This window comes from Pseudoalteromonas shioyasakiensis (genome assembly GCF_001550135.1).
Taxonomy (GTDB): domain Bacteria; phylum Pseudomonadota; class Gammaproteobacteria; order Enterobacterales; family Alteromonadaceae; genus Pseudoalteromonas; species Pseudoalteromonas shioyasakiensis.
This window is the reverse complement of the sequence record NZ_LRUE01000008.1, coordinates 12,307-34,470: the sequence shown is the minus strand read 5'-3', so window position 1 is coordinate 34,470 and position 22,164 is coordinate 12,307. Positions and strand designations below refer to the sequence as shown.

The window sequence follows — 22,164 nt, the reverse complement described above, 5'->3', positions numbered from 1 at the left end:
TCGCTTAATTAAAAGTATTATTGCGGATTGGTACTATACCAACGCTGACCAATCAACTTCGTCGCTCAAAACACGCTCCGCAGCTATATAATGCAAAATATCTCCCTCACTTACTACATAATCAAGTGGCGGGTTTAAGTCCATATTTTTTGCACTCAAATTATGTGCGACACCCAGTAATATAGCATCATGACTATATTTAAAGTGATGAAACAGCTTGCCAAACTCCATTGCTTGCACGCCTTTTGGAATTGGTAAACTAAATTGAGTATCCCCATGTAGTGTCGATAACAGCTCTTCTTGCACACGACTTGAACCAGGGTCTTGCATTGAGCGCACTAAGATCTCGGCTGACTTAGCACTGCTACATTCTACATTGTGGCAATGCTCATGTAGCATTTCGATTTTAGTTTCATCAGTAAAGTGCGCGCTAATGTGGCACTGTTCATTGACCAACTTGCTAATGCGCAGGGCTGTTGTAAACGTTTGGTCATCATCTTGGCCATCAATGATAATTTTGTCGGCGCGATCAATGGCAATTCTTTTCAACTCATCTAAGTCAGTAAAGCTACTTAGACGAGCAAAATCAACCATAGGATTTGCTAAAAACGGATGTTCCATTTGTTCAGTAACCGCCAATAAAATACGACGATCTAAGCGTTTATGATCGGCCAATATATAGTCAACCATCTTTTTAGTACGTGTATCGTGCCAACCAAAGATAATAATGTGATTGTTTATATGTGCGAAGCTTTTATCACCCGTCATAGCGCGCCTAATTAAATAAGTTACTGTTTGCCCTGTCTTTCCTAACAGAACGCCAAATAATGCTAAACCAAAAGGTATTTGCAGCAATGCGACAATCCAACGGCCAAGCTCGGTGCTTGCGCTAAAATCGCCATAACCAACTGTAGATGTAGTTACTACATAATAATAAAAATAAGTACTAAGTGGTGTGAGCGCTTGCTCTCCTGCAAGCATAAGCAGCCACCAAATAAGTAGCATATGCAAAAGCGTAGTAAATACCACAGCCTGCCAACTTACTTGATCAATGTGACTGCGAATAAGTACCACTAAACGATTAAATATATGATGCATGATCCTTGCGATTTATAGTGGAGGAAATTATCGATACGGTACTGTAATGCTTGCATTTTGGCAACTGATGGAAAATTACTAATGCATGTCGATGAAAAATGATAGTAGACTATACTATCTCTGTATTAGGTGTTTAGGGTGAAATATGTCAGGTGTTCTTGCTTCCGTCGATAAGCGTACGCAACTGGTCGGTGAAAACCGCTTAGAGCTTTTACTATTTTACCTACACAGTCGCCACTTATTCGCTCTCAATGTGTTTAAAGTTAAAGAAGTGGTGAAGTTACCGCAAATTAGCAAAATTCCCCACGCCCACCCTAAAGTTTCTGGGGTTGTAAATATTCGTGGTGAATCAATTCCGGTGATTGATTTGCGCAGAGCGATAAACATGCCTGAAGCTAAACACATCGAAGATACAAACCTCGTTATCACCGAGTACAATCGTACCGTGCAAGGCTTTTTAATTGGTAAAGTTGATCAAATCATCAATATGACATGGTCAGATATTATGCCGCCACCAACTGCAATTGGTAAAAATCATTACCTAACAGCCTTAACGAAAGTAAAACGCGATGGCCAAGAGCAGCTGGTTGAAATTATCGACGTAGAAAAAGTGCTCGCAGAAATCGTTGAGTACGAAGTCCAAATATCTGAAGACATTCTTGATAAAAGCATCGTGAACGAATTTGCAGGCCGCAAAATTCTTCACGCCGATGATTCGCCAACTGCTCGTAAGCAAGTAAGCGATACCTTGTCGCAACTTGGCATTGAAATCATACCTGCTCGTAACGGGCTTGAAGCACTCGAAATGCTAAAAGGCTGGGCTGATCAAGGTAAAGATGTAGAGAAAGAATTACTCATGGTGATCACCGATGCTGAAATGCCAGCAATGGATGGTTACCGTTTAACACACGAAATTCGTAACGACAGCCGCATGAAGAACCTACATATTGTGCTTAATACCTCTTTGAGTGGTAGCTTTAACCAAGCTTTAGTTGAGAAGGTTGGCTGTAATGCGTTCTTATCAAAGTTCCAGCCAATACTATTAGTAGAAGAAGTTCAAGCCCGCTTAAAAGCCGTGCTAGAGCAAGATTCACAGTAAGCGCATTTAGCATCAGTTTTTAAAGGCATAAGCTAAAGCAACGACGTCGCAATTTGCCAACCATCGTTATTCATGATTTATTGGCATTATCGATTCGACGACAACAATAAAAACTATGCTAAATCGCGTTGCTAAACCATTCACTAAACTAGTAGAGCGTTATCTACCCGACCCGTTTGTATTTGTTATATTACTCACCTTGCTGAGCTTTATCGTTGCGAGCCTCTTTACGCCGTCAACGCCCACGCAAGTGCTCGCGGCTTGGGGTGGTGGATTTTGGAACCTATTACAATTTGCCATGCAAATGCTGCTAGTGTTGCTAACGGGCTACATGCTAGCGAGTACCCCAGTGATGCGCAGTATACTCAACAAACTCGCGACTCTTGCCAACAGCCCTGCCAAAGCGATTATACTCGTTACGCTCGTGTCTTTATTGGCAAGCTGGCTAAATTGGGGCTTTGGTTTAGTGATTGGCGCTTTATTCGCCAAAGTAATTGCGAAACATACCCGCGTTGATTACCGTTTGTTAGTGGCCAGTGCCTATTCAGGTTTTATTGTTTGGCATGGCGGCTTAGCCGGTTCAGTGCCGCTAACAATCGCAACCGATGGCCACTTTGCAGAGCAAAGTATTGGGGTAATAGGCACCGAAAACACAATTTTTTCGGCATTTAATATCGCTATTGTTGTGGGCTTATTTATTATCATGCCGCTGGTAAATCGCTATATGTTGCCGAGCGAAAAAGACAGTGTTTATGTTGACCCTGCAAAGCTTGAAGATGAATCGCAGCAAGCAGATATGCCTACCCGCCCTGCCGAAGTAATAGAGCATAGTCGTTTGCTTGGTATGGGGGTAGGTGCCTTTGGTCTTGCCTATTTATTCTATTATTTTGTGCTTAACGGAGGCGGCTTAAACTTAAATAGCGTGATCGCAATATTCTTATTTAGCGCAATTTTACTGCATCAAACACCGCATAATTTACTTAGCAGCTTACAGCAAGCAATCCCTAGTGGCGCTGGCATTGTGATTCAATTTCCATTTTATGCGGGGATCATGGCGATTATGGTAAAAACGGGACTTGCTCAACAAATTTCTGAAGGATTTATTGCCATTGCAACAGCCGAAACACTGCCTTTTTGGAGTTTTTTAAGTGCAGGGTTTGTGAATATATTTGTGCCATCAGGCGGCGGCCAATGGGCAGTGCAAGCGCCGATTGTTATTCCAGCCGCACAAACACTTGGCGCGGATATGCCACGGGTTGCTATGGCTGTCGCATGGGGCGATGCTTGGACTAACCTTATTCAGCCGTTCTGGGCACTCCCCGTACTTGCTATTGCCGGCTTAAAAGCAAAAGACATCATGGGCTTTTGCCTTGTGCAGCTGATCATCACCGGCGTGTTTATATCGTTAATGCTGAGTTTTTACCCTTAAAAGCTTTATAAACATCACCTATTAGAGAGGGGCAAAAGCTCATAGCGAGAGCCCCTCTTCAAAACGGTTTGTTAACCAAAGGTAACCAAAACTCTCATTCGGTCTTAAATCACCGCTGAATCAGTGCTTCATTCTACCAAAACTACAGTCTATCACTTAAAGTTAGAATCACTGCTCTCGCTTCTTTTATCTCTTTTTAATACAAAACAAACGATCTTAGAAACAACAAGGTACACTAAAATAAACGCAGATATATCGATAAAATAATCTACCAAGCTGCTACTTTTTGAAATAGAAAAATCAAAACTAAAAAAAGCAACTCTGGTTATGATGTAAGTGATAAAGAAACTAAATAAAAACTGCTTCATGAACAAAACAATCTCCATTTAATTTAATAGATAATGTCTGTGCTAAAGTGATTACACATACTAACTGCTCACTTTGTTGCACAGTCGCCTCCCTTCTGAACAAGCTCATGGCAAAGTCCTTTTAATGTTCCTCTTGGGTTTAAGATTAGCTAAATATTCTAGTTTCTATAAATCGGAACTTTCTCAAATAGTATCCTTATTTAAATTTAATGCTTAGTCATTTAAATAAGGATTTATATGCACTAACGTGAATTTAAGCACTAAGCTGAATATAACTTAGTACTTAAATGTTAATTAACTTGCTAATATCTTCATTGGCAAACTTAGGATTGGGCTTTGTGAGTCAGCAAAGTGCATCATCACCGCAACGTGCCCTGCAACAACCAGTGCGTACATTACCGCTGAAAAACCTTGTCCATAAGTATCGAGAGGGATGAGGTGTGAGTAGTGACGTCCGCGCCATTCAAAGATAATCTCAAGAGCCCCTACAAATAAGAAAAACACCAGTAGCATCAAGCCAAAGGTGTAACTTAACCACAAGCCAAATAACACACCTAATAAACACACACTAAGGCCTATCCATGAACGCATCGAAAAACTAATGCTTTTAAGTACATGGCCGCCATCTAGGGGCAGAATAGGTAACAAGTTAAATAGGTTTAACAGTGCACTGAGTACCGCCACCCCGGCGAATATTTCCATTTCAGTGGCGTAGTAAAGCACTACTCCCAGCACAGAGGTAATTAAGCCAAAAGCGGGCCCCATGAGTGAGATCACCACATCTTGCCATCTGGTGGTAATCTTATCATCAGAAACAGCCAAACCACCGACAAAGGGAATAAGGTAAATACCTTTAGTTTTAATGCCAAAATATTTCATAGCACGCACATGACCATATTCATGCACCACCAAGCAAGCAATTAGCATCAAGGCAAATTCAATGGAAAATAACCACGCATAGCCTGCCACCGAAGCCCCCGCTAAAGCCGCTTTCACGACTTTTGCACTTTTGAATAATTTAAAGCCCAGTGCCAGCAAACCAATAATGCCGCGTTTTGGTTCAGCTTCTTGTAACTCAGGTAAAGCAAGTTGGCTCACCTGCTGCTGGTTAACAAAGATTGCTAAGCTTTTTTCGTGCACTTTACTAGTATCAAGACCAATACGCTGCCCCTGAAAATCAAACTCATAAAGATCTGACTCTGGGTTATCGAAGGCGATTGCTTGTTGTTGATGAAAAAGCTGAATTAACTGTGAGCCGTTTAAATGCAAAATAAAGGTTTCGTCTGCGAGGCTCAGCTGAAGTCTGACCATAGTTCTTATAAATACGAATAAAAAGTGCGGCTATTATACTGAGGCCTTACAAAATTACGAATTTCCTTTAGGTACAAGGAGGTATATTTTTCGCACCACAAAACAAGCAAAAAACATGACGAAACACCGTTTACCTACTACTTTTAACTATAGCGTTCTTGTTCATGGAGTGAATATGGTGAAGTCAAATAGACACATTCTCGTAGTGGATGACTCAAAAGCCATCCTGATTGTTATGCATGCCATTTTGAATGAGCTTGAGGTTCCGCACATCACAACCTGCCTAAGTGCAGAAGAAGCTTTAGAAAAAATTAAAAAAGCACCTCGATTCTTTGATGCTATTTTTACCGACCTCAATATGCCAGATATGGATGGTATGGAGCTTATTCGCCACTTAGGTGCCATGAAGTACCAAGGTGCAATTGCCATTATTTCTGAGATGGATCCTAAAGTTATAGACCTTGCCGCAGACCTTGCTCGTAAGCATAACGCTCACTTAATTGGTAACGTCACTAAACCCGTGCAACTTAATCAAGTGTATTTACTACTGCAAAAGCTTGAGCACTTTGCTATTCATGTTGAGCGTACAAAAACCCCTATTTCTGAGTCGCTGTTACTACATGCCATCAGTCATAATGAAATTATTCCGTTTTATCAACCTAAGATAAATCGCCACGATAATCGGGTTGAAAGTATTGAGGTGCTTGCCCGTATCAACACAAGCCAAGAAGAGGAAATTATCTTACCGGAGCGCTTCATTTGTATCGCTGAAGACCTAGATTTAATAAACCTTATTACTTTTCAATTATTTGAAAAAGCCACTAACGATTTTGCAGAAATCAAAGAGCAGTTTGATCCCAACTTAAAACTGGCGTTTAACTTATCCCCTTCGCAACTCGAGGACTTAAGCTGCCCAGATAAACTGGCTTTAATACTGCACCTTAACAATCTAACACCCAGTGAAGTGATTTTAGAAATTACCGAACAGTATGCTCTTCGCAGCACTGCACAACTCGAAACACTCAACCGTTTACGAATGCGCGGTTTTGGTATTTCACTTGATGACTTTGGGACTGGCTTTACCAATGTTCAGCAGCTAAAAACGCTGCCGTTTACCGAAATTAAGATCGATCGCACCCTGATCAGTAATATTGAAACCGATCAGTTTTCCCAGGTGATTGTTAGTAGCTTGGTGAATATAGCGATACAAGAAGATCTCGCTATTGTGGCCGAAGGGATTGAGCGAGTTGAAGAGCTTGAATACCTCGACCGCTACAAAGAGTTTATTTTAATGCAGGGCTTTTTGCTGTGCCGCCCGAAAGCTAAAGAAGACTTTTTAAATTGGTCACTTTCATGGCGGCAAATGGTAAAAACTGCAGCAGGACATCGCCGCTAAGGTTTACGCTTATCGTCACTGACGATGGTATTACTCGATGCTAAACGTTGTCGCCAACGCTGTTTGGCGACTTTTTGCATATTGGCTGATTGATCATGTTCATCTACAATCTCGAGCCCCATTAATGCTTCAATTAAGTCTTCAAGGGTGACAATACCTTGTACATCACCGTATTCATCCACGACCAAACAAATATGCGTGCGCTCAGATAGTAAGGTTTCGAGTAAGGTCGGCACATGCAAGGTTTCTGGTACGGTGTAAATAGGCTTAACAAGCTTGCTAATTTTATAGTCTTCACCCAGGCGATGATAAGCCAGCATAATGTCATTTTTATGCACAAAACCAATAATATCATCACCATTTTTGTCATAAACCAATACTCGAGAGAACGATGAAGAACCATGCTCCGCCAAGTATTGGTTTACGGTTAAGTCTTTATGTACTTTAAAAAGCACCGTACGTGGTGTCATTAAGGTATCGAGTTTGGCATGACGAAAGTGCAGCAGGCTACGAATGATTTCAGATTCATCTTGCCCAAGCGCTCCAGACTCAGTACCAATATCAGCCATGGCTTCAATTTCTTGGCGAATATAGTAGGCTTCATCATAATTACGCCCTAAAAAGCGCGTTAAAATGTCTGCAAACCACACAAAGGGTTTTAGAATAAACACCAACCAAATTAGGCTCACACTAACAATGGGTGTTAACCCTCGCCAATAATTAGCTCCTAATGTTTTAGGAATAATTTCAGAAAGCACCAGTACCAATAACGTCATAATTGCAGAGGCAACGCCAACCGCAGCATCTGAAAACACCACCGCAGCTTGTGCGCCAACGCCAGCGGCACCAGCAGTGTGCGCTATGGTATTTAACGTAAGTATTGCCGCCAACGGTTGGTCTATATTGTCTTTAAGCTTACCAACACGTTTTGCCAATTGTGGTTGCTGTTTTCTGAGCATGGCAACATAACTTGGTGTAATACTTAACAGTACTGCCTCCATCACTGAGCACAAAAACGAAACCGCAATGGCAACAAACATATAAACAAGTAACAATGTCACTGTAAGCCCTCTTAAAAAGTTAACCTGCTCACCATAGCAATTGAAAACCACAAGCTCAAACCCGACTGCAATCTAACGCAGAGCACTTTTTGGGTAATTTGCAGCGTGCTATATTGGTTTAAATTACCTTCAACAGGCGAAACTATGACACTTTCAACTACTTGGCTAAGCCAATCAGCCAAGCTAAAAACAACATTCAGTGCCTTAGCGTTATGTGCGTTAAGTAATACAGCGATGGCCGCTGCCATTGATAAATCAGCGGTGCAATTTATTGGCCCTCTTGGCGCAGATATGCAACTTAAGCCATATCAAACGGATCATCGCGATGCCATTATTGCTAACCTATTACCTAGCTTGCAAAAAAGCACCGATAGCATACGCGTTTTTGGTAATGAGCTTGACTGGCAATCATTCGACAAAGTGAGTGCGCTAACACTTGGTGGTTTACAGGCACTCAAATTTACCGCCTCAACTGAACGTTTTAGCCAAGGCTCATTAACACTTAAAGGCATTGAGAACGCACAGCTATTTATTGATGGTGAAAAGCAAACAGAAAAAAATAAAAGCTATGAGCTAGCTTTAAGCCAAGGCGATCATCAGTTTGTTATCATCACTGAGCAAGTAGCCAACTGGAATGAGGTTGAACTTGATTTTACGGCTAAGTCAGAACTAGATACTGTGCAATTTAGCGCTAAACAACAACACGGTTTGTCTGCTAAGCAATTATTTGATGCGCCAACAGTCAGTTATATTTCAATGGCACCAAATGGTGATTACTTCATTACTAGCCAACGTCATTACGAAGATGCAACCGCTAATCAAGCGCAATATGTTACTGAACTTAAAGACGCAAAAAACAATACACTTTATCGCTTTGAGTCAGCCCAACCAAGTAACATTACTTGGAGCCCAGATAGCAAAAGTTTAGTGTATTTATTAAATGGCGAGCTTAAGCGTTTAAACCTAAAAACCATGCAACTTAGCGTCATTGCTAAAAACCTCTCTGGTGCGAATAGCTTTCAGTTTTTTGATAACAACAGCTTAATTTTTAGTTGGTCAAAGTCTCCAACAGACAATGGCAAGCTCACTAAGCATTACCAAGGCCTGCAAGACCGTTGGTCTTATGCTCGCACTACATCGCAAGTATATTTACTCGATATACCAACAGGTCTTAGCAAAATCTTAAGCCAAGGCCCACTTAGCCATTCACTTGAAGATTTTGACGCTAAAAGCGGTCGCGTCTTAATGAGCCGCTCAGCACAAGCAATGCAGCTATCACCACAGCCAGCAACAGAACTTGTTGAGCTAAACCTAGCTACATCGGCTCTTACGGTACTTGGTCAATACAATACATTTAATCAGGCTAAATATACTGACGACGGAATTTATGTCACTGCCGGACCAGATTTTAATAATGGCTTAGGTCGTAACCTTCCTGAGGGGATGCTTGCTAATAACTATGATGGTCAACTTTATTTACTCAGCCGTGACGGTAAAAAAGTAACCCCTTTAAGTAAAGAGTTTAACCCGGCTATCGGCCAGTTAAACGTGCTTAAAAACGGTGATGCACTGATTAAAGTTACCGAGCAAGATACTGTACAACTTTATCAATTCGACTTAAGCAAAAAGCGTTTTAATAAAGTGAATACGGGCTTTGATGTTGTTGAGCAAGTTAGCTATTCACACGAACGCACCCCGCGCATTTTGGTTACCGGCACCACAGCGTCAACACCTCAGCAGTTAAAACAACTAAGCTTAGGTAAGAGCCGCGCTAAAGTAATGTGGGACTCTAAGCCAATTGGCTATGAAAATACGCAAGTAGCCTCATTGGAAGAGTTTAACTTTACTAATAAAGATGGCATTGAAATTAAGGGTCGCGTTTATTTACCGCATGATTTAGATAGCAATAAGCAATATCCTGCGCTGGTTTATTATTATGGCGGTACATCGCCAGTAACTCGTGGTTTTACCGGTCGCTACCCATTTAACCTATGGGCTGAGCATGGCTATGTTGTTTACGTTGTACAACCTACTGGCGCAACCGGCTTTGGCCAAGAATTTTCGGCTAAACACGTCAACGCATGGGGTGAATACACCGCCAACGACATCATCGACGGCACAAAAGCCTTTTTAGATAAATATAGCTTTGTAGATAGTAAGCGTGTAGGTAATTTAGGGGCCTCTTACGGTGGCTTTATGACCATGCTACTCGCAACTAAAACAGATATGTTCAGTGCATCGATTGCCCATGCAGGGATTTCAAATATCACCTCGTACTGGGGCCAAGGTTGGTGGGGTTACTTATACTCAGCTGAGGCATCTAAAAATAGCTACCCGTGGAACAATCCTACACTTTATAGCCAACACAGCCCGGTGTTTCATGCTGACAAAGTAACAACGCCGTTATTACTCCTTCATGGTGATTCGGATACCAACGTACCGGTTGGTGAAAGCCACAATATGTACACGGCATTAAAGTTATTAGGTAAAGATGTTGACCTGATTGAGTACAAAGGTGCAGATCACCAAATTTTTGCTCGTGATAAACGCTTCGACTGGTGGAATACCATGTTGGCTTATTTCGATAAAAACTTAAAAGATCAGCCACAATGGTGGCAATACCTTTATCCTGAAAAGTAGTTTAATCACTTGGCTGAGTACTGTGTGAGTGCTCAGCTTTCACCCTTTTCAACTATAGCTAAGCCATTAAATTGTAAGAAATAGTTACAAACCTCGCCAATACACTTCTCAGCCTTTGCCATACAGTGCTAACATAACAACAAATCAAGTGTGAAATTAAAGCGAATGACTATTCAAGTTTTATTGGTTGAAGACGACGAACTACTCGTTAAACGCATTCTTAATCATTTCAAAGAAACTGAGTTTAATATTGAGGTAGATTCAACGGGGGCCGATGCATTAAGCATTGTGCAATCGCGTGCTTCAACTAAAGAAGCAGTTTCTCTAGCCGTTATCGACATTGTGTTACCAAAACGCGATGGACTTTTGCTTGCCAAAGAACTTAATGCACTGACTGATATTGGCGTTATTGTGCTGTCTAGTCGTGACTCGCAAGCTGACCGTATTGCTGGTCTTGCACAAGGTGCCGATGACTATATTTGCAAGCCGGTTGACTTACTTGAACTTGAACTAAGAATGCGCGCTCTTTTTAAGCGCATAAAAGGCTCTCAGCAAGATGATGAGAGTGAAGAGTTTATTGAATATGCCGACTTTAAACTGCACCCAGATAACCGCACATTAGTGACCCCTAATGGTGAAGAGTCTCGTCTTACCGAAGCAGAGCACAAGGTACTTATTTGCCTTATTGCAAATGCGGGTAAAGCGACATCGCGTGAAAAAATTTCCGAAGAAATAGGTCAACCAGATTGGAGCCCAAGCGATCGAACCGTTGATGTGCTCATTGGCCGCTTACGTAAAAAATTAAGCGATGAAAAAGACCAAAAACGTATCGTTACCGTTCGCGGCAAAGGCTACATGCTCTCTATTTAGCAAGCTTACTAATACTGCGTTAATTGGCTAATTAACCGTTCAAAGGCGCGATAATTCAACGCCTCTTTTAATTCACTCAAGGTAATTGCTGGCTGTGCTTTCAAGTCGCTAATTGTGCGTGCAACTTTAATAACACGATGATACGAGCGTGGTGACAAAGCCAGTTTTTCGCTGGCTTTTGCTAAAAACTGCAGCTCAGCAGCTGCCAACTCACAATGAATGCTCATTTCTTTATTATTCAAGCGCGCATTCACTTTGCCTTGCCGATTAAGTTGAATTGCATAAGCTCTTTCAACTCTGGCTCTTACTTGTTCACTGCTTTCTTCTACTTGCGTGCTCTGTAATTGGCTACTGGTGAGTCTCGGCAGCTCAATTTGTAAATCAATCCTATCGATAAATGGTCCAGATACTCGAGATAAATACCGCAATACTTGATCTGGCGTTGCACGCTTATCTGTATGGCTTCCTGTGGGGCTAGGGTTTAATGCGGCGATCAGCTGGAATTGCGATGGAAATTCCATTTGTCGTGCCGCTCGCGATATAGTCACCACGCCCGTTTCCATTGGTTCACGCAGTGAATCGAGCACTTTTCTCTCAAATTCGGGCAACTCGTCTAAAAACAAGACGCCATTATGGGCAAGAGAAATTTCCCCCGGTTTAGGATTCGAAGAGCCACCAACAAGAGCCACAGCAGAGCAAGTATGATGTGGATTTCTGAAGGGTCGCTCACGCCAATTCGATAAATCAACCGATTGACCAATTATCGAATATAACGCGGCAGTGCTAATTGCTTCATCATCCGACATGGTTGGCATAATCGTAGGCATACGCTGGGCAAGCATTGACTTGCCAGTACCTGGAGGGCCAAGAAACAGTAAATTATGGCCACCAGCGGCTGCTATTTCGAGTACTCGTTTGGCACCAGGTTGGCCTTTCACATCACTTAAATCGAGTAGCGAGTCACGCTGCGACTGCTGCTCAGGATAGCTAATATTAAGTGGCAGGGGTTGCTGATTTAATAAGTCATTCCAAACATCTTGTAAGGAGTAAACGGCTTTTCGAGAAACGCCCGACACAAGACTTGCGAGATTGTCGTTTTCGGCGGGTAAGAAACAACAGCGACCCTGCTCTTTCGCTCCTAACACCGAAGGTAAAATAGCATTGACCCCTCTTACCTCACCATTTAAAGCCAACTCTCCGTAAAACTCATAACGATGAATATCAGGGCAGCTTATTTGCCCAGAGGCGACTAAAATACCCACAGCAATAGCCAAGTCAAAACGGCCACCTTCTTTAGGTAAATCAGCAGGCGCAAGGTTGACGGTTATTCGTTGATCTGGAAAACCAAACTGAGAGTTTTCGAGTGCGCTACGCACTCTATCTTTTGACTCTTTGACTGACGCTTCAGGTAAGCCAACGATATGAAAAGCTGGCAAGCCATTTCCTAAGTGTACTTCTACAATCACTTCAGGAGCTTGCACACCCACTTGTGCACGAGAAAATATTCTAGCTAAAGACACGATCCATGATGTCCCTATCATTCATCCTTAAATTAAGTTTAGTCGGGATATTTAAAAACGTGTAATGTCAGTTGCCATTTCATTGCAGCTAAACGCAGTGATAAGGTCATTAGCATGGCTAATATCATAGCTACTTCGGTCACTAAACCCAGCGAAATACTTAATGTATAAACAATGCCACCAGCGATACAAGCAATGGCATAGAGCTCGCCCTTTAATAGCATCGGCATATTTCCAGCCAGCACATCACGGATAACACCGCCAAAACAGGCTGTTATTACACCCATGATAATCGCGGTGGTATCTGGCATACCTGCTAGCATGGCTTTTTGTGTGCCCATCACCGCAAAAAATGCCAAACCGAAAGCATCTGCCACTTGCAGCGCATTAAGTGAAATAGAACGCTGCTTATTGATTAATCGAGTGGTGACAAATACAGACAATAAAATAGCCCAGAAATAGCTTTGATCATGTAGCCAAAATACAGGAACATCTAAAATAACGTCGCGTACAGTCCCACCGCCAATAGCAGTGACTGTGGCTAACACAACAACCCCAAAGCCATCCATTTTCTTGTTGTACGCCAGTAGCGTCCCAGAAACTGCAAACACGGCTACGCCGAATAAATCAAACCAATGGTAAAGTTCAGTCATGTTTGTAACTAAAAAGTAATGTTAGTGCCGTTGTAACATAAACTTTTCAATCTTTTAAGCGAAGTTTCGATTACTCGCCTTTTTCGACCAGCTCAATAAATTTTAAACTCTGCATCATAACGCTGTCTGCAAGTGTGGAGTCTGAAAAATAAGATTCCTTCTCAGTGGCTTTACTTGGCGCAGCTAATAAGATGTTGTAATCATCTTCTAACTCAACCCATAAGCTTCGTTCTTGAGCATTTAATTGCGCATGTTTCTTACGAACATTGTCGGCTTCATAAAATGCCTCTTGTGCTTTTAAGAATGCATCTTGTGATTCTTCGCTCATATCTTCACTTGAAAACAAGCTATTACTTAAATCACTAATGTCTTCTTGCATTGCATCCATCGTTTGGCACCCACTAAGGGTAAGAAGTAATACTGAGAAATATAACGCTTTCATAAACTAACTCCTCAAAAAAGCCCAGTAGCATTGCTGCTACTGGGCTCAGAAAATTACTGCTTAATTAAACTGCCCGATACAAAAGTGTGTAACTCGGGATCATCATTATCATCGTAGGTTTCAGGTACTTCGAAACCTAGCGTTGCTACACTAAAACCACCTTCAATGGTTATTACGGGTGTCATAGTCACACCATAGCCATAATTTTGCGTAGCTGTTGGTTCGCTATACATCATCAACGACCCAAGATCTAATACCCACTCTGCTGAGCGCACTTCACCATCTAACTCAAATGTTGCAGTACCATCATTACTTATAACAACATTAGAGGTTTCTAAACCACTGCCATCATCAGCCATAAAGGTAAATACATGTGAGCCAATAAGATCTGCTTCAGTGAAAGCTGCTTGATCAATAACTCGTGTAACGCGTTCGAAGAGGCCAAAATCATCGCCGTCTTTGAACTGTATAAAGTTACCTTGTGGCTTCACAATAAAGTAAGGGTCAGCAAATTCAATTGGGTCACCATAGGTTTTTACATAGAAATCAACCACTACCTTTTGAGTTTCTGCATCATAGGTGTAGTAACCACCTGATATACCTAACTCATCAAACTCAGTATCATGAGCAAGCTCTAAGAAAGTGCCATCCTCTTTAAATACAGCAATGAAGAAATCTCCATCGTAAGAGCCATATGTATAACCCCCTATTAGCGGGTTTGATTCACTGTAGATTCTACTTAGCGTAATAATACCCTCACCTTCGATATCGAATGTCAGCGTATCTCCATCAACACTGGCAACAATACTGCCAGCATCATCTATACCGAAACTACCATTGGTATCTTCCGTAATAGTGACATCAAAAGCGCCTGTTGTTTCATCCCAAGTAAAGTCACCAATTTCAAAACCAGGGAATGCGGTATCATCATCAGGGTCGTCCATTCCTTGAATTTGTAACCATTTTCCATCACGAATAATTACCGCGACATCAGGCTCATCAGCAAGCTGCCAAGCCCCATCTAATGGATGATCCGTTGCTGGACGCTCTACAACAACTTGCTCTTCAGCCATTGCCTTATCAAAGTACCACGCTTGTTTAGCATCTTCAGTACAACTACCTGCTTGCTCATACACGCAAATAGTTAAGAAGTTTCGATCAAAGTCACTCACTTCAGCCTTCATGCTATCAAATAGTAATTTCCCTGACGCTAAACTGTAGTCGTATTGATTGACCACTCCAAGGTAAGTGAAGGTGATTTGATGGCTATACTCAGCCGTCATCTCATCATAAATAGTCGCTATTTTAATGGTTTCTACACCTAACTCTCTTGGTGAATAAAGTTCAATGTAGTTAGTTGTAATTGGGTAGCCATTATTATCAAAACTTGCGTTTTCTTCTAACCAATAAGGTGCGAATTTAGTTACCCCATACTCATCTGACACAGAGAAGTTACGTAGATGAGATGAATAATCTTCGACACGCTCCGAACCATCATAGTTAAAAAAGCGATATTTACGATAGGTAAAGTTTTGACCATTGTTAGTGGCTAATAATCGCTGTGAGAACTCACTGTATACTTGGCAAACTTCCCCTTCAGGACAAATTGGCTGAACACCATTGCTCGTAAAATAGTTATATCTTAAGAACACTCCCTCACTGCTTACTTGCCAAGAACGGAAGTTTTGATTCAAGTTAAAGTTCATTAAACCATCATCATACACATCATAGTGGAGGTCTGTTTGAGGTGAGTTATAGCCTTGGTAAACAGTCCATTTACCCAATAGGTCTGGCTTAGTAAATGAAAGCTGATTATCTCTCACCATTAAACCTGTGACTGTACGCGAGCTATCGTCCGCTTTAGCTTCGAGTGATGCCGCAAATTGATAGCCCACTTGTACATTTTTAACGAGCCAAATAGCGATGTCGTAACTAATAGTTTCTGCATTATTGCTTATAAGCAGTCGATTCCCATCAACTTGCCAAGTCACACTAACAGGCGCGTTATCGTTATCAATGAGCGTTCCTGTTCCACCAGAAAGTAACTCAACACTTACTGCACTACTATATCCACCAAACTCGCTTAGGTTATCAATAACCCAATTACCAATAAGTTCATCAGCTGTCACAGCAAGTGTTTGCTGTTGTTCAATAAGGGTGGCGTTATAGTTCGATTCTGTAGTTCTATATACAACATCTGAACTGGTTATGCGTGTTTCGCTTTTACGGAAAAACTCAACCGTTCTGTTTGCATCGTTTTCAAGAAGAATAGTTAGGTCTAACTCAACTAAGTACTCACAAACATCTAGCTGTTCATCGTTTCCATCAGTAACCACAAAGCAACTCATTAATGCTGGCTCAGCCAAAGTAATTGTGATGTCTTGCTCTTGTTGAGACCAACTAAAGTCAGTATCAACATCCAGTAAACTGACATACCCGGTACCATCATTATTAAACTCAAACTGGCCAACTGAAGTTCGATAATATTGTGGCTGCATTAATAAATAGTTGCCGGTCAGATTATTGATTGTTTGATCAACTAATTCATCATCATCTTTAATCTCTTCTTTTGTAGAGTCAATTAATCCTGGGTCTTGGCTTTCAACTGTATTTATAAAGTCATCAATTTGTTCAGCGCTAGATATTAAATCAAGGGTCGAATCGACACCCTCAGGTAGTTCGTAGTCATCATTATCTACAATGATCTTGATTAACGCTGCAAGTAGCAGTTTTTCGTCAGCATCAACAGCGAGTAAAGCTTCATCTAATGCTTGTTCAGAATCGATGTTTGTACCGTCGCGGCTTAACAGTGCAAACTCTGCAGTACTGACATTAGTAATGTTTACGCCAAAGTTTTCATCTTTGCTTAATGTGCCATCGGCTCCTGCTTGTGAAACAAGCGTTGCGATAGACTTCAGTTGGGATACAAATTCAACGCCCGGATCAATGGAGTTATTACCCAACGCCACCAGCTTAACCAGTTCATCAGCATCTGAGTCATCAACCTCAATGTTTACGCTATAGCGGCCTTGTGCATCAGCGGTAATCTCAAATTGTTCATCACCAATCTGCACCACAATACTTGAGTTGATAATCGGCTCATCGGTTACAATACCGGTGATCGTTACGCTGAGCACTTTACGTTTAAGCTCAATCGTTACTGTTGCTGTGGCGGTTGCACCATCATCATCGGTGACTGTCAGTGAAACAACGACATCTGCATCATCTTCGATCTCAGGCGCGGTGATCGTAAGTGTACTTGTATCGCTGCCGGTAAGTGTTAGATCTGGACCTGATGTTTGCTGCCATGCGTAACTTGCAATTGTGCCATCACTGTCTGTTGCTGTCGCTTGTAGGACTAATTCACCACCTTCTGTTACGCTGCTATCACTACTAATAGATACCGTGGGATTTTTGTTTGTAGCGACGGGAGGGGTATCATCATCGTCATCACCACCTCCACCGCCTCCACCACAAGCGGTTAAAGCGACAAGACTTGTCGCTAGTAATAATTGCTTTAGATACTTTATGGAATGAAAATTAGGGGGGCTCATCATGCTAATCCTTACATTGTGTGTTGTATTCCCCTAAAAAGAGGCAACTGCATGCACAGTTGCCATAACTCAAGGGAAGCAAAACCTATTTTGAACATGAATAAAGGCGGGATCTCAGTGTCGTCCTTAACCATAATCTGAATTCAGTCATGTTTGCCCGTCAAATATGAACACCCGAGATCCCATCAAAGCGGTTCATTTTACGTTAAGGTTCAAGGGTAGATTAGTTACAAGAAATAAGTATGCTGAATGCCGACAAAAATGTACTCAAATACGACATTTCAATAACAAACAACGAGTTATACATAATGGCATTGGTATTCTTTCGCCGTCATACCATATTTTGCTTTGAAAAATTTAGAAAAATACGAGCGTGACGAAAAGCCCACATCGTCTATTACTAAGCTTATTTGTCGCCCTTGCCTTAGTAATTCAGCAGCTTTACTCAGTCGATAATTACGTAAATACTCACTGGGAGTAATGTTTAATAGAACTTTTAACTTACGTTGTAATTGACGCTCACTAAGCGCTAATTCTTTCGCACAATTCACCATAGAGAAGCCTTGTTGCTGGTAATGCTCAGCAACATACAACTCAAGCTTTTCAAGCAGCTGTTTGTCACGAGGGTCAACCACAACCGGTTGCTTTGTCTCAACATGATCAGGTGCATCCATAGTTTGCTGTTGAGAATATAAATTGACCCAATGTATCCAATTCTCAACCTTTAAAAAGAGCTCTTCTCTATCAAATGGTTTAGTGATCACATCTAGCGCATGCTGTTGCAAACTACTTACTCGGGTTTCATAGTCTCCCTTGGCGGTCAAAATAATCACCGGAATATGACAAGTAACGGGCGAATTATGTAATGAATCTAAAACAGTAAAGCCATCGACTTTTGGCATCATTAAATCAGTAATAATTAAATCTGGTACTTGGCTCAGCGCTATTTGCAAACCGACCTGACCATCTTCAGCTAATAATACTTGATAGCGGTGCTGTAACTCTGTTTTTAGGTAATGACGTAGCTCGTCATTATCTTCAATAATTAATACACTCGCTTTGTCATGACTCACTTTTGATTTTAGGCTTGTACTATCAACAGGAACTTGCTCTGCAAATTGTGCTGTTTTAAATGCGAGTTTAAAGTTAGTTCCTTCTCCTAAACGACTTGCCAACACAATATTGCCTTTGTATTTATCGACCAGACGTTTAACGATAGCTAAACCTACACCACTGCCTTCTACATTTGCATGACTACTTACTCTGTAGAAAGTATCAAACACCTTGTCTTTTTCAGCATCTGCGATGCCTTTACCTGTGTCTGTCACTTCTATGTAGGCAAGCTCACCTGATGCGCTTACGATTAAGCTGACTTGGCCTTGCTGAGTATATTTAAAAGCATTGCTTAATAGATTAGTAAGAATCGTGATCACCCCTTCTCGGGTGCTTTCAATAAATACAGCCTCTTCAATATCAACCTTAAAGTCGATAGGCTTTTCACCTAATACAGCAAACTGCCCCGCGACCTCTCTGGCTATTGCCGATAATGATACAACTTTAATAATCTCTTCATGGCGCTCATCATAGCGAGTCAAGGTTAGTAGCTTATCGACCAAGTTTTCTAAACGCCGACTATTACGCAATACCAAATTCAGTTGCTCACGCTTTTCAGTATTTCGCTCATCTGCTATGAGCTTTTGCAACGGCGCAATTAACAAACTCAAAGGAGTACGTAATTCATGGGATGCATGTGTGAAAAAACGCACTTTATTTTCGAGTGAATCACTCAGAGCGTCAGCTTGCTGTTCGATTAGCATTTTTTGCTCTGCGATTTCGTCAGTGCGTTCGCTAACAATTTGCTCCAGATAATATTTTTGTTTGCGTATACGGCGAGTCCAAAGCACTGTGAATAACCACACCGTCGCCAACATCAGCATGGCTGCTAGCAAATAAAACTCACTTGTTTGCCACCAAGGCGCAAGAACCGTTATGTTTAACAGTAATGGGGTGAGCGCATTTGCCCCATTTTCACTACTAGCATTAACTTTCAACTGATATTTACCAGCAGGAAGATTAGTGTAGTCAACAGATAAAAACGACCCTGTAGCTTTTCGCCATTGCTGTTCAAAGCCTGCTAACTGATAGGAGTACTGGTTAGTCTGTGGCTCAGAGTAGTGTAGGTAACCAATCTGAAAATGAACCCGTTTAATTCCCGCAGGAATAGTCACTGAACGGCTTTTTTCTATTTGGTATAAGCTGCCTAAACGGCTGACTCCCTGATTTACCACATCCTCATCATCAAACTGCAAACTAGTGAGTGCTAATTGCCCGCCAATAGTATTAACTTCAAGGTCAGCAGGATTAATGACACTAACCCCTTGAGTGCCACCAAACATCAAACGGCCATCACGGGTTTTTAAATAAGCACCGGCATTAAATTCATTACCTTGTAAGCCATGTCGAGCTTTATAATTTTTTATGCTCATGGTTGCAGGGTCTATTTTAGCGAGGCCGTTGTTAGTACTTAGCCAGACCCTATCTTCATTGTCTTTTAGCAACGCATAAACGACTTGATTAGGAAGGCCTTGAGCGACATTAAGCTGATGAACTTGCTGGTTGCTCAAATCAATAATATTTAAGCCGTTCGATGTTGCGAGCCACATTTGCTGATCAATTTTTAAAAACGCTCGCACTGTATTATCAGATAAAGCCAAGTCGCCTTTGCGATAATTAGTGAGGGTATCGGTTGCAGCGTTATAGTGATAAGCCCCATCACCATCTGTGCCTATCCACAGTTCTGCTTGCGAGCTTTTGTATAAACTCGTCACCCGCGCCGTTGGAATTACAAGTTGTGTATTCGCTACAGGCTGCGCAAAACTAATAAATTTGCCGCGCTGCCTATCAAAGCAAAACAACCCCCCTCCATTAGTGCCGACCCAAACATTATTTTTCTCATCGACTAAAAGGGCATATATACTGTTTTCAGTTAAGCCATGCCCGCCTTCATCTGCCCGAAAGTGACTGATGCTGCCATCGGTATGCAAAACATCAATCCCTTGCTGCCAGCTGCCAATCCATATATCGCCATTACCATCTTCGGCGATGGCTTTAATTGCATTGCTACTGATTGAATACGGTGAACTTTCGGTGGTTATGCGATCTAAACGATTTAATTGCTGATCAAGAATATCGATACCGCCACCCCAGCTGCCATACCAAATACGTTGCTTTGAGTCTTCAAATAACGCCCACGCATCGTTACTTGAAAGTGGCGTTGGCTTTTTTAACTTACTAAATTGCAATGATGCTGGGTCGAGCTTACTGATCCCATGTGCAGTACCAAACCACATAATGTCGCTACTGTCTCGGTAGATACTATATACCCGGTCATGAGCAAGACTATATTTATCAAACGGGTCATGCGCTAAAACGGTGAAGCTTGCATCAATAGGGTCGTAAACATTAATTCCGCCGCCTCGCGTTGCTAGCCAAACTCGGCCTTGGCTATCAAACTCAATATCACGAATTTCATTATTACTAAGCCCAGAATTATCATCATTAGAAGTCAACCACTGAGTTATTGTTTTGGTGCTTAGAGTAATCTTATATAAGCCGCCGCCCTGACTTGCCAACCAAATACTGCCATCGGCGGCCTGTTTGATAGCAAAGACACTAGCATGAATGTTTACTGGCTCAGCAAAGCCAGAAAAAACAGTATTAATTTGTTGTTTATTAATAAGATCATAATGAAGTAACCCAGCTCCATGCGTTCCTATCCAAAGTATGTCAGCGATTTTTGATAGCGCATAAATAGGCTTTTTTAACCCTGTTATTAAGGTTTCAAGTTGCTCTGTTCGCTTATCGTAACGAAACAGGCTGCCGTCGTAAGTGCCAATATAAACTTGCTGCTGCGCCACCAATAAACTGGTAATGCGGCGCTCTTTTAAAAGCGGCTCAGAAAATTGATAATTATGTAATGCGAGTTGGTTTACACCACTATTTCGAGTGCCTATAAACAGCGTTGACTCGTTGTCTATTGCCAATGGGTAAATATAGTTATTCGCTAGACTATTCGTCTCATCAGAGGCAGTGAATACAGTAAACTCATTACCATCAAAACGGTTTAAACCTGCCTGTGTTGAAATCCAGATAAAACCTTGCTGGTCTTGAACAATATCAAACACAACACTTTGCGATAGACCATCATCAATATCGTAGTTTTGAAATGCACACAAAGCTGAAGGTAAGAACAGAAGTGCTAACAGCACTATTAAAAAACGGATCATCCCTAAATCTACACATTTATTATTAGTTATTAATCAAGCGTAGTTCAGTTCAGCTAACATTCATAATCATTTCCCAATTTGGGGATGAATAACCAAGATAGATATCAAGGGGTTGGATTTAGGTGCGAGTTAGCGAGTTAGCGAGTTAGCGAGTTAGCGAGTTAGCGAGTTAGCGAGTTAGCGAGTTAGCGAGTTAGCGAGTTAGCGAGGGTAAAGGTTCTAGGTGCTAGGTCAAGCCTAATCGTGGGAGTGCTTTATGGTGGTTTGGGTTTACTAAAGAAAAGGCTTGCATGGATTGTGTTGGGTTTCGCTGCGCTCAAACCAACCTACCCGTAGAATTAACGGGTGAATTTTGAGGGCGAACCGACGACCTTCGGGCTCTGAACCTGAATTTCAGGCATAAAAAAACACGCTTTCGCGTGCCTATTATATAATTT

General features: G+C 41.6%; 13 protein-coding genes. 5 read left to right on the top strand and 8 right to left on the bottom strand.

The annotated features are described in order from the left end of the window. Window positions 1-33: 33 nt before the first annotated feature. On the bottom strand, window positions 34-1,098 hold the full coding sequence (locus tag PASHI_RS04165) for a potassium channel family protein (protein ID WP_054563927.1): 1,065 nt from the start codon (window positions 1,096-1,098) through the stop codon (window positions 34-36). A gap of 145 nt (window positions 1,099-1,243) precedes the next feature. Here PASHI_RS04165 and PASHI_RS04160 point away from each other — a divergent pair, with 145 nt between their 5' ends. Both PASHI_RS04160 and PASHI_RS04155 read left to right on the top strand, forming a co-directional pair. Next, window positions 1,244-2,197 (top strand): chemotaxis protein CheV, encoded by a 954-nt coding sequence (locus PASHI_RS04160; protein WP_062564690.1) that lies wholly within the window; start codon window positions 1,244-1,246, stop codon window positions 2,195-2,197. A gap of 115 nt (window positions 2,198-2,312) precedes the next feature. Further along, entirely contained in the window at window positions 2,313-3,626 is a 1,314-nt protein-coding gene (locus PASHI_RS04155; protein ID WP_062564689.1) for a short-chain fatty acid transporter, read from the top strand. 662 nt (window positions 3,627-4,288) lie between these two features. Here PASHI_RS04155 and PASHI_RS04145 read toward each other — a convergent pair. Then, a complete protein-coding gene (locus PASHI_RS04145) occupies window positions 4,289-5,305 on the bottom strand; it encodes a metalloprotease (protein ID WP_062564687.1) in 1,017 nt (338 codons plus the stop codon). Between the two features lie 175 nt (window positions 5,306-5,480). Between PASHI_RS04145 and PASHI_RS04140 the strand changes: the two genes are divergently transcribed. Continuing rightward, a complete protein-coding gene (locus PASHI_RS04140; protein WP_062564686.1) occupies window positions 5,481-6,701 on the top strand; it encodes an EAL domain-containing response regulator in 1,221 nt (406 codons plus the stop codon). On the opposite strand, the gene PASHI_RS04135 is transcribed toward PASHI_RS04140, so the two are convergent. After that, entirely contained in the window at window positions 6,698-7,762 is a 1,065-nt protein-coding gene (locus tag PASHI_RS04135) for a hemolysin family protein (RefSeq protein WP_054563948.1), read from the bottom strand. The two genes, PASHI_RS04140 and PASHI_RS04135, sit on opposite strands and share 4 nt — an antisense overlap. A gap of 144 nt (window positions 7,763-7,906) precedes the next feature. Here PASHI_RS04135 and PASHI_RS04130 point away from each other — a divergent pair, with 144 nt between their 5' ends. Together PASHI_RS04130 and PASHI_RS04125 are read left to right on the top strand one after the other, a co-directional pair. After that, window positions 7,907-10,402 carry an alpha/beta hydrolase family protein gene (locus PASHI_RS04130; protein ID WP_062564685.1) on the top strand — a complete coding sequence of 832 codons (2,496 nt, stop codon included), beginning with the start codon at window positions 7,907-7,909 and terminating at the stop codon, window positions 10,400-10,402. Window positions 10,403-10,567: 165 nt separating this feature from the next. Continuing rightward, window positions 10,568-11,272 (top strand): response regulator transcription factor, encoded by a 705-nt coding sequence (locus tag PASHI_RS04125; protein ID WP_062564684.1) that lies wholly within the window; start codon window positions 10,568-10,570, stop codon window positions 11,270-11,272. Window positions 11,273-11,280: 8 nt separating this feature from the next. Here the strand turns inward: PASHI_RS04125 and PASHI_RS04120 are convergent, their stop codons facing one another. The 5 genes from PASHI_RS04120 to PASHI_RS04100 all read right to left on the bottom strand — a co-directional run bounded on the left by PASHI_RS04120 (window position 11,281) and on the right by PASHI_RS04100 (window position 21,727). Further along, window positions 11,281-12,792, bottom strand: a complete 1,512-nt coding sequence (locus tag PASHI_RS04120) for a YifB family Mg chelatase-like AAA ATPase (RefSeq protein ID WP_062564683.1) — start codon at window positions 12,790-12,792, stop codon at window positions 11,281-11,283. Window positions 12,793-12,830: 38 nt separating this feature from the next. Next, entirely contained in the window at window positions 12,831-13,445 is a 615-nt protein-coding gene (locus PASHI_RS04115) for a trimeric intracellular cation channel family protein (RefSeq protein ID WP_054563935.1), read from the bottom strand. A gap of 70 nt (window positions 13,446-13,515) precedes the next feature. Further along, window positions 13,516-13,887: a hypothetical protein gene (locus PASHI_RS04110; protein WP_062564682.1), complete on the bottom strand. Its 372-nt coding sequence runs from the start codon at window positions 13,885-13,887 to the stop codon at window positions 13,516-13,518. Between the two features lie 53 nt (window positions 13,888-13,940). Next, a complete protein-coding gene (locus tag PASHI_RS04105) occupies window positions 13,941-17,444 on the bottom strand; it encodes a COG1470 family protein (RefSeq protein ID WP_156426456.1) in 3,504 nt (1,167 codons plus the stop codon). Window positions 17,445-17,740: 296 nt separating this feature from the next. Beyond that, a complete protein-coding gene (locus PASHI_RS04100; protein ID WP_062564680.1) occupies window positions 17,741-21,727 on the bottom strand; it encodes a hybrid sensor histidine kinase/response regulator transcription factor in 3,987 nt (1,328 codons plus the stop codon). Window positions 21,728-22,164: the final 437 nt, after the last annotated feature.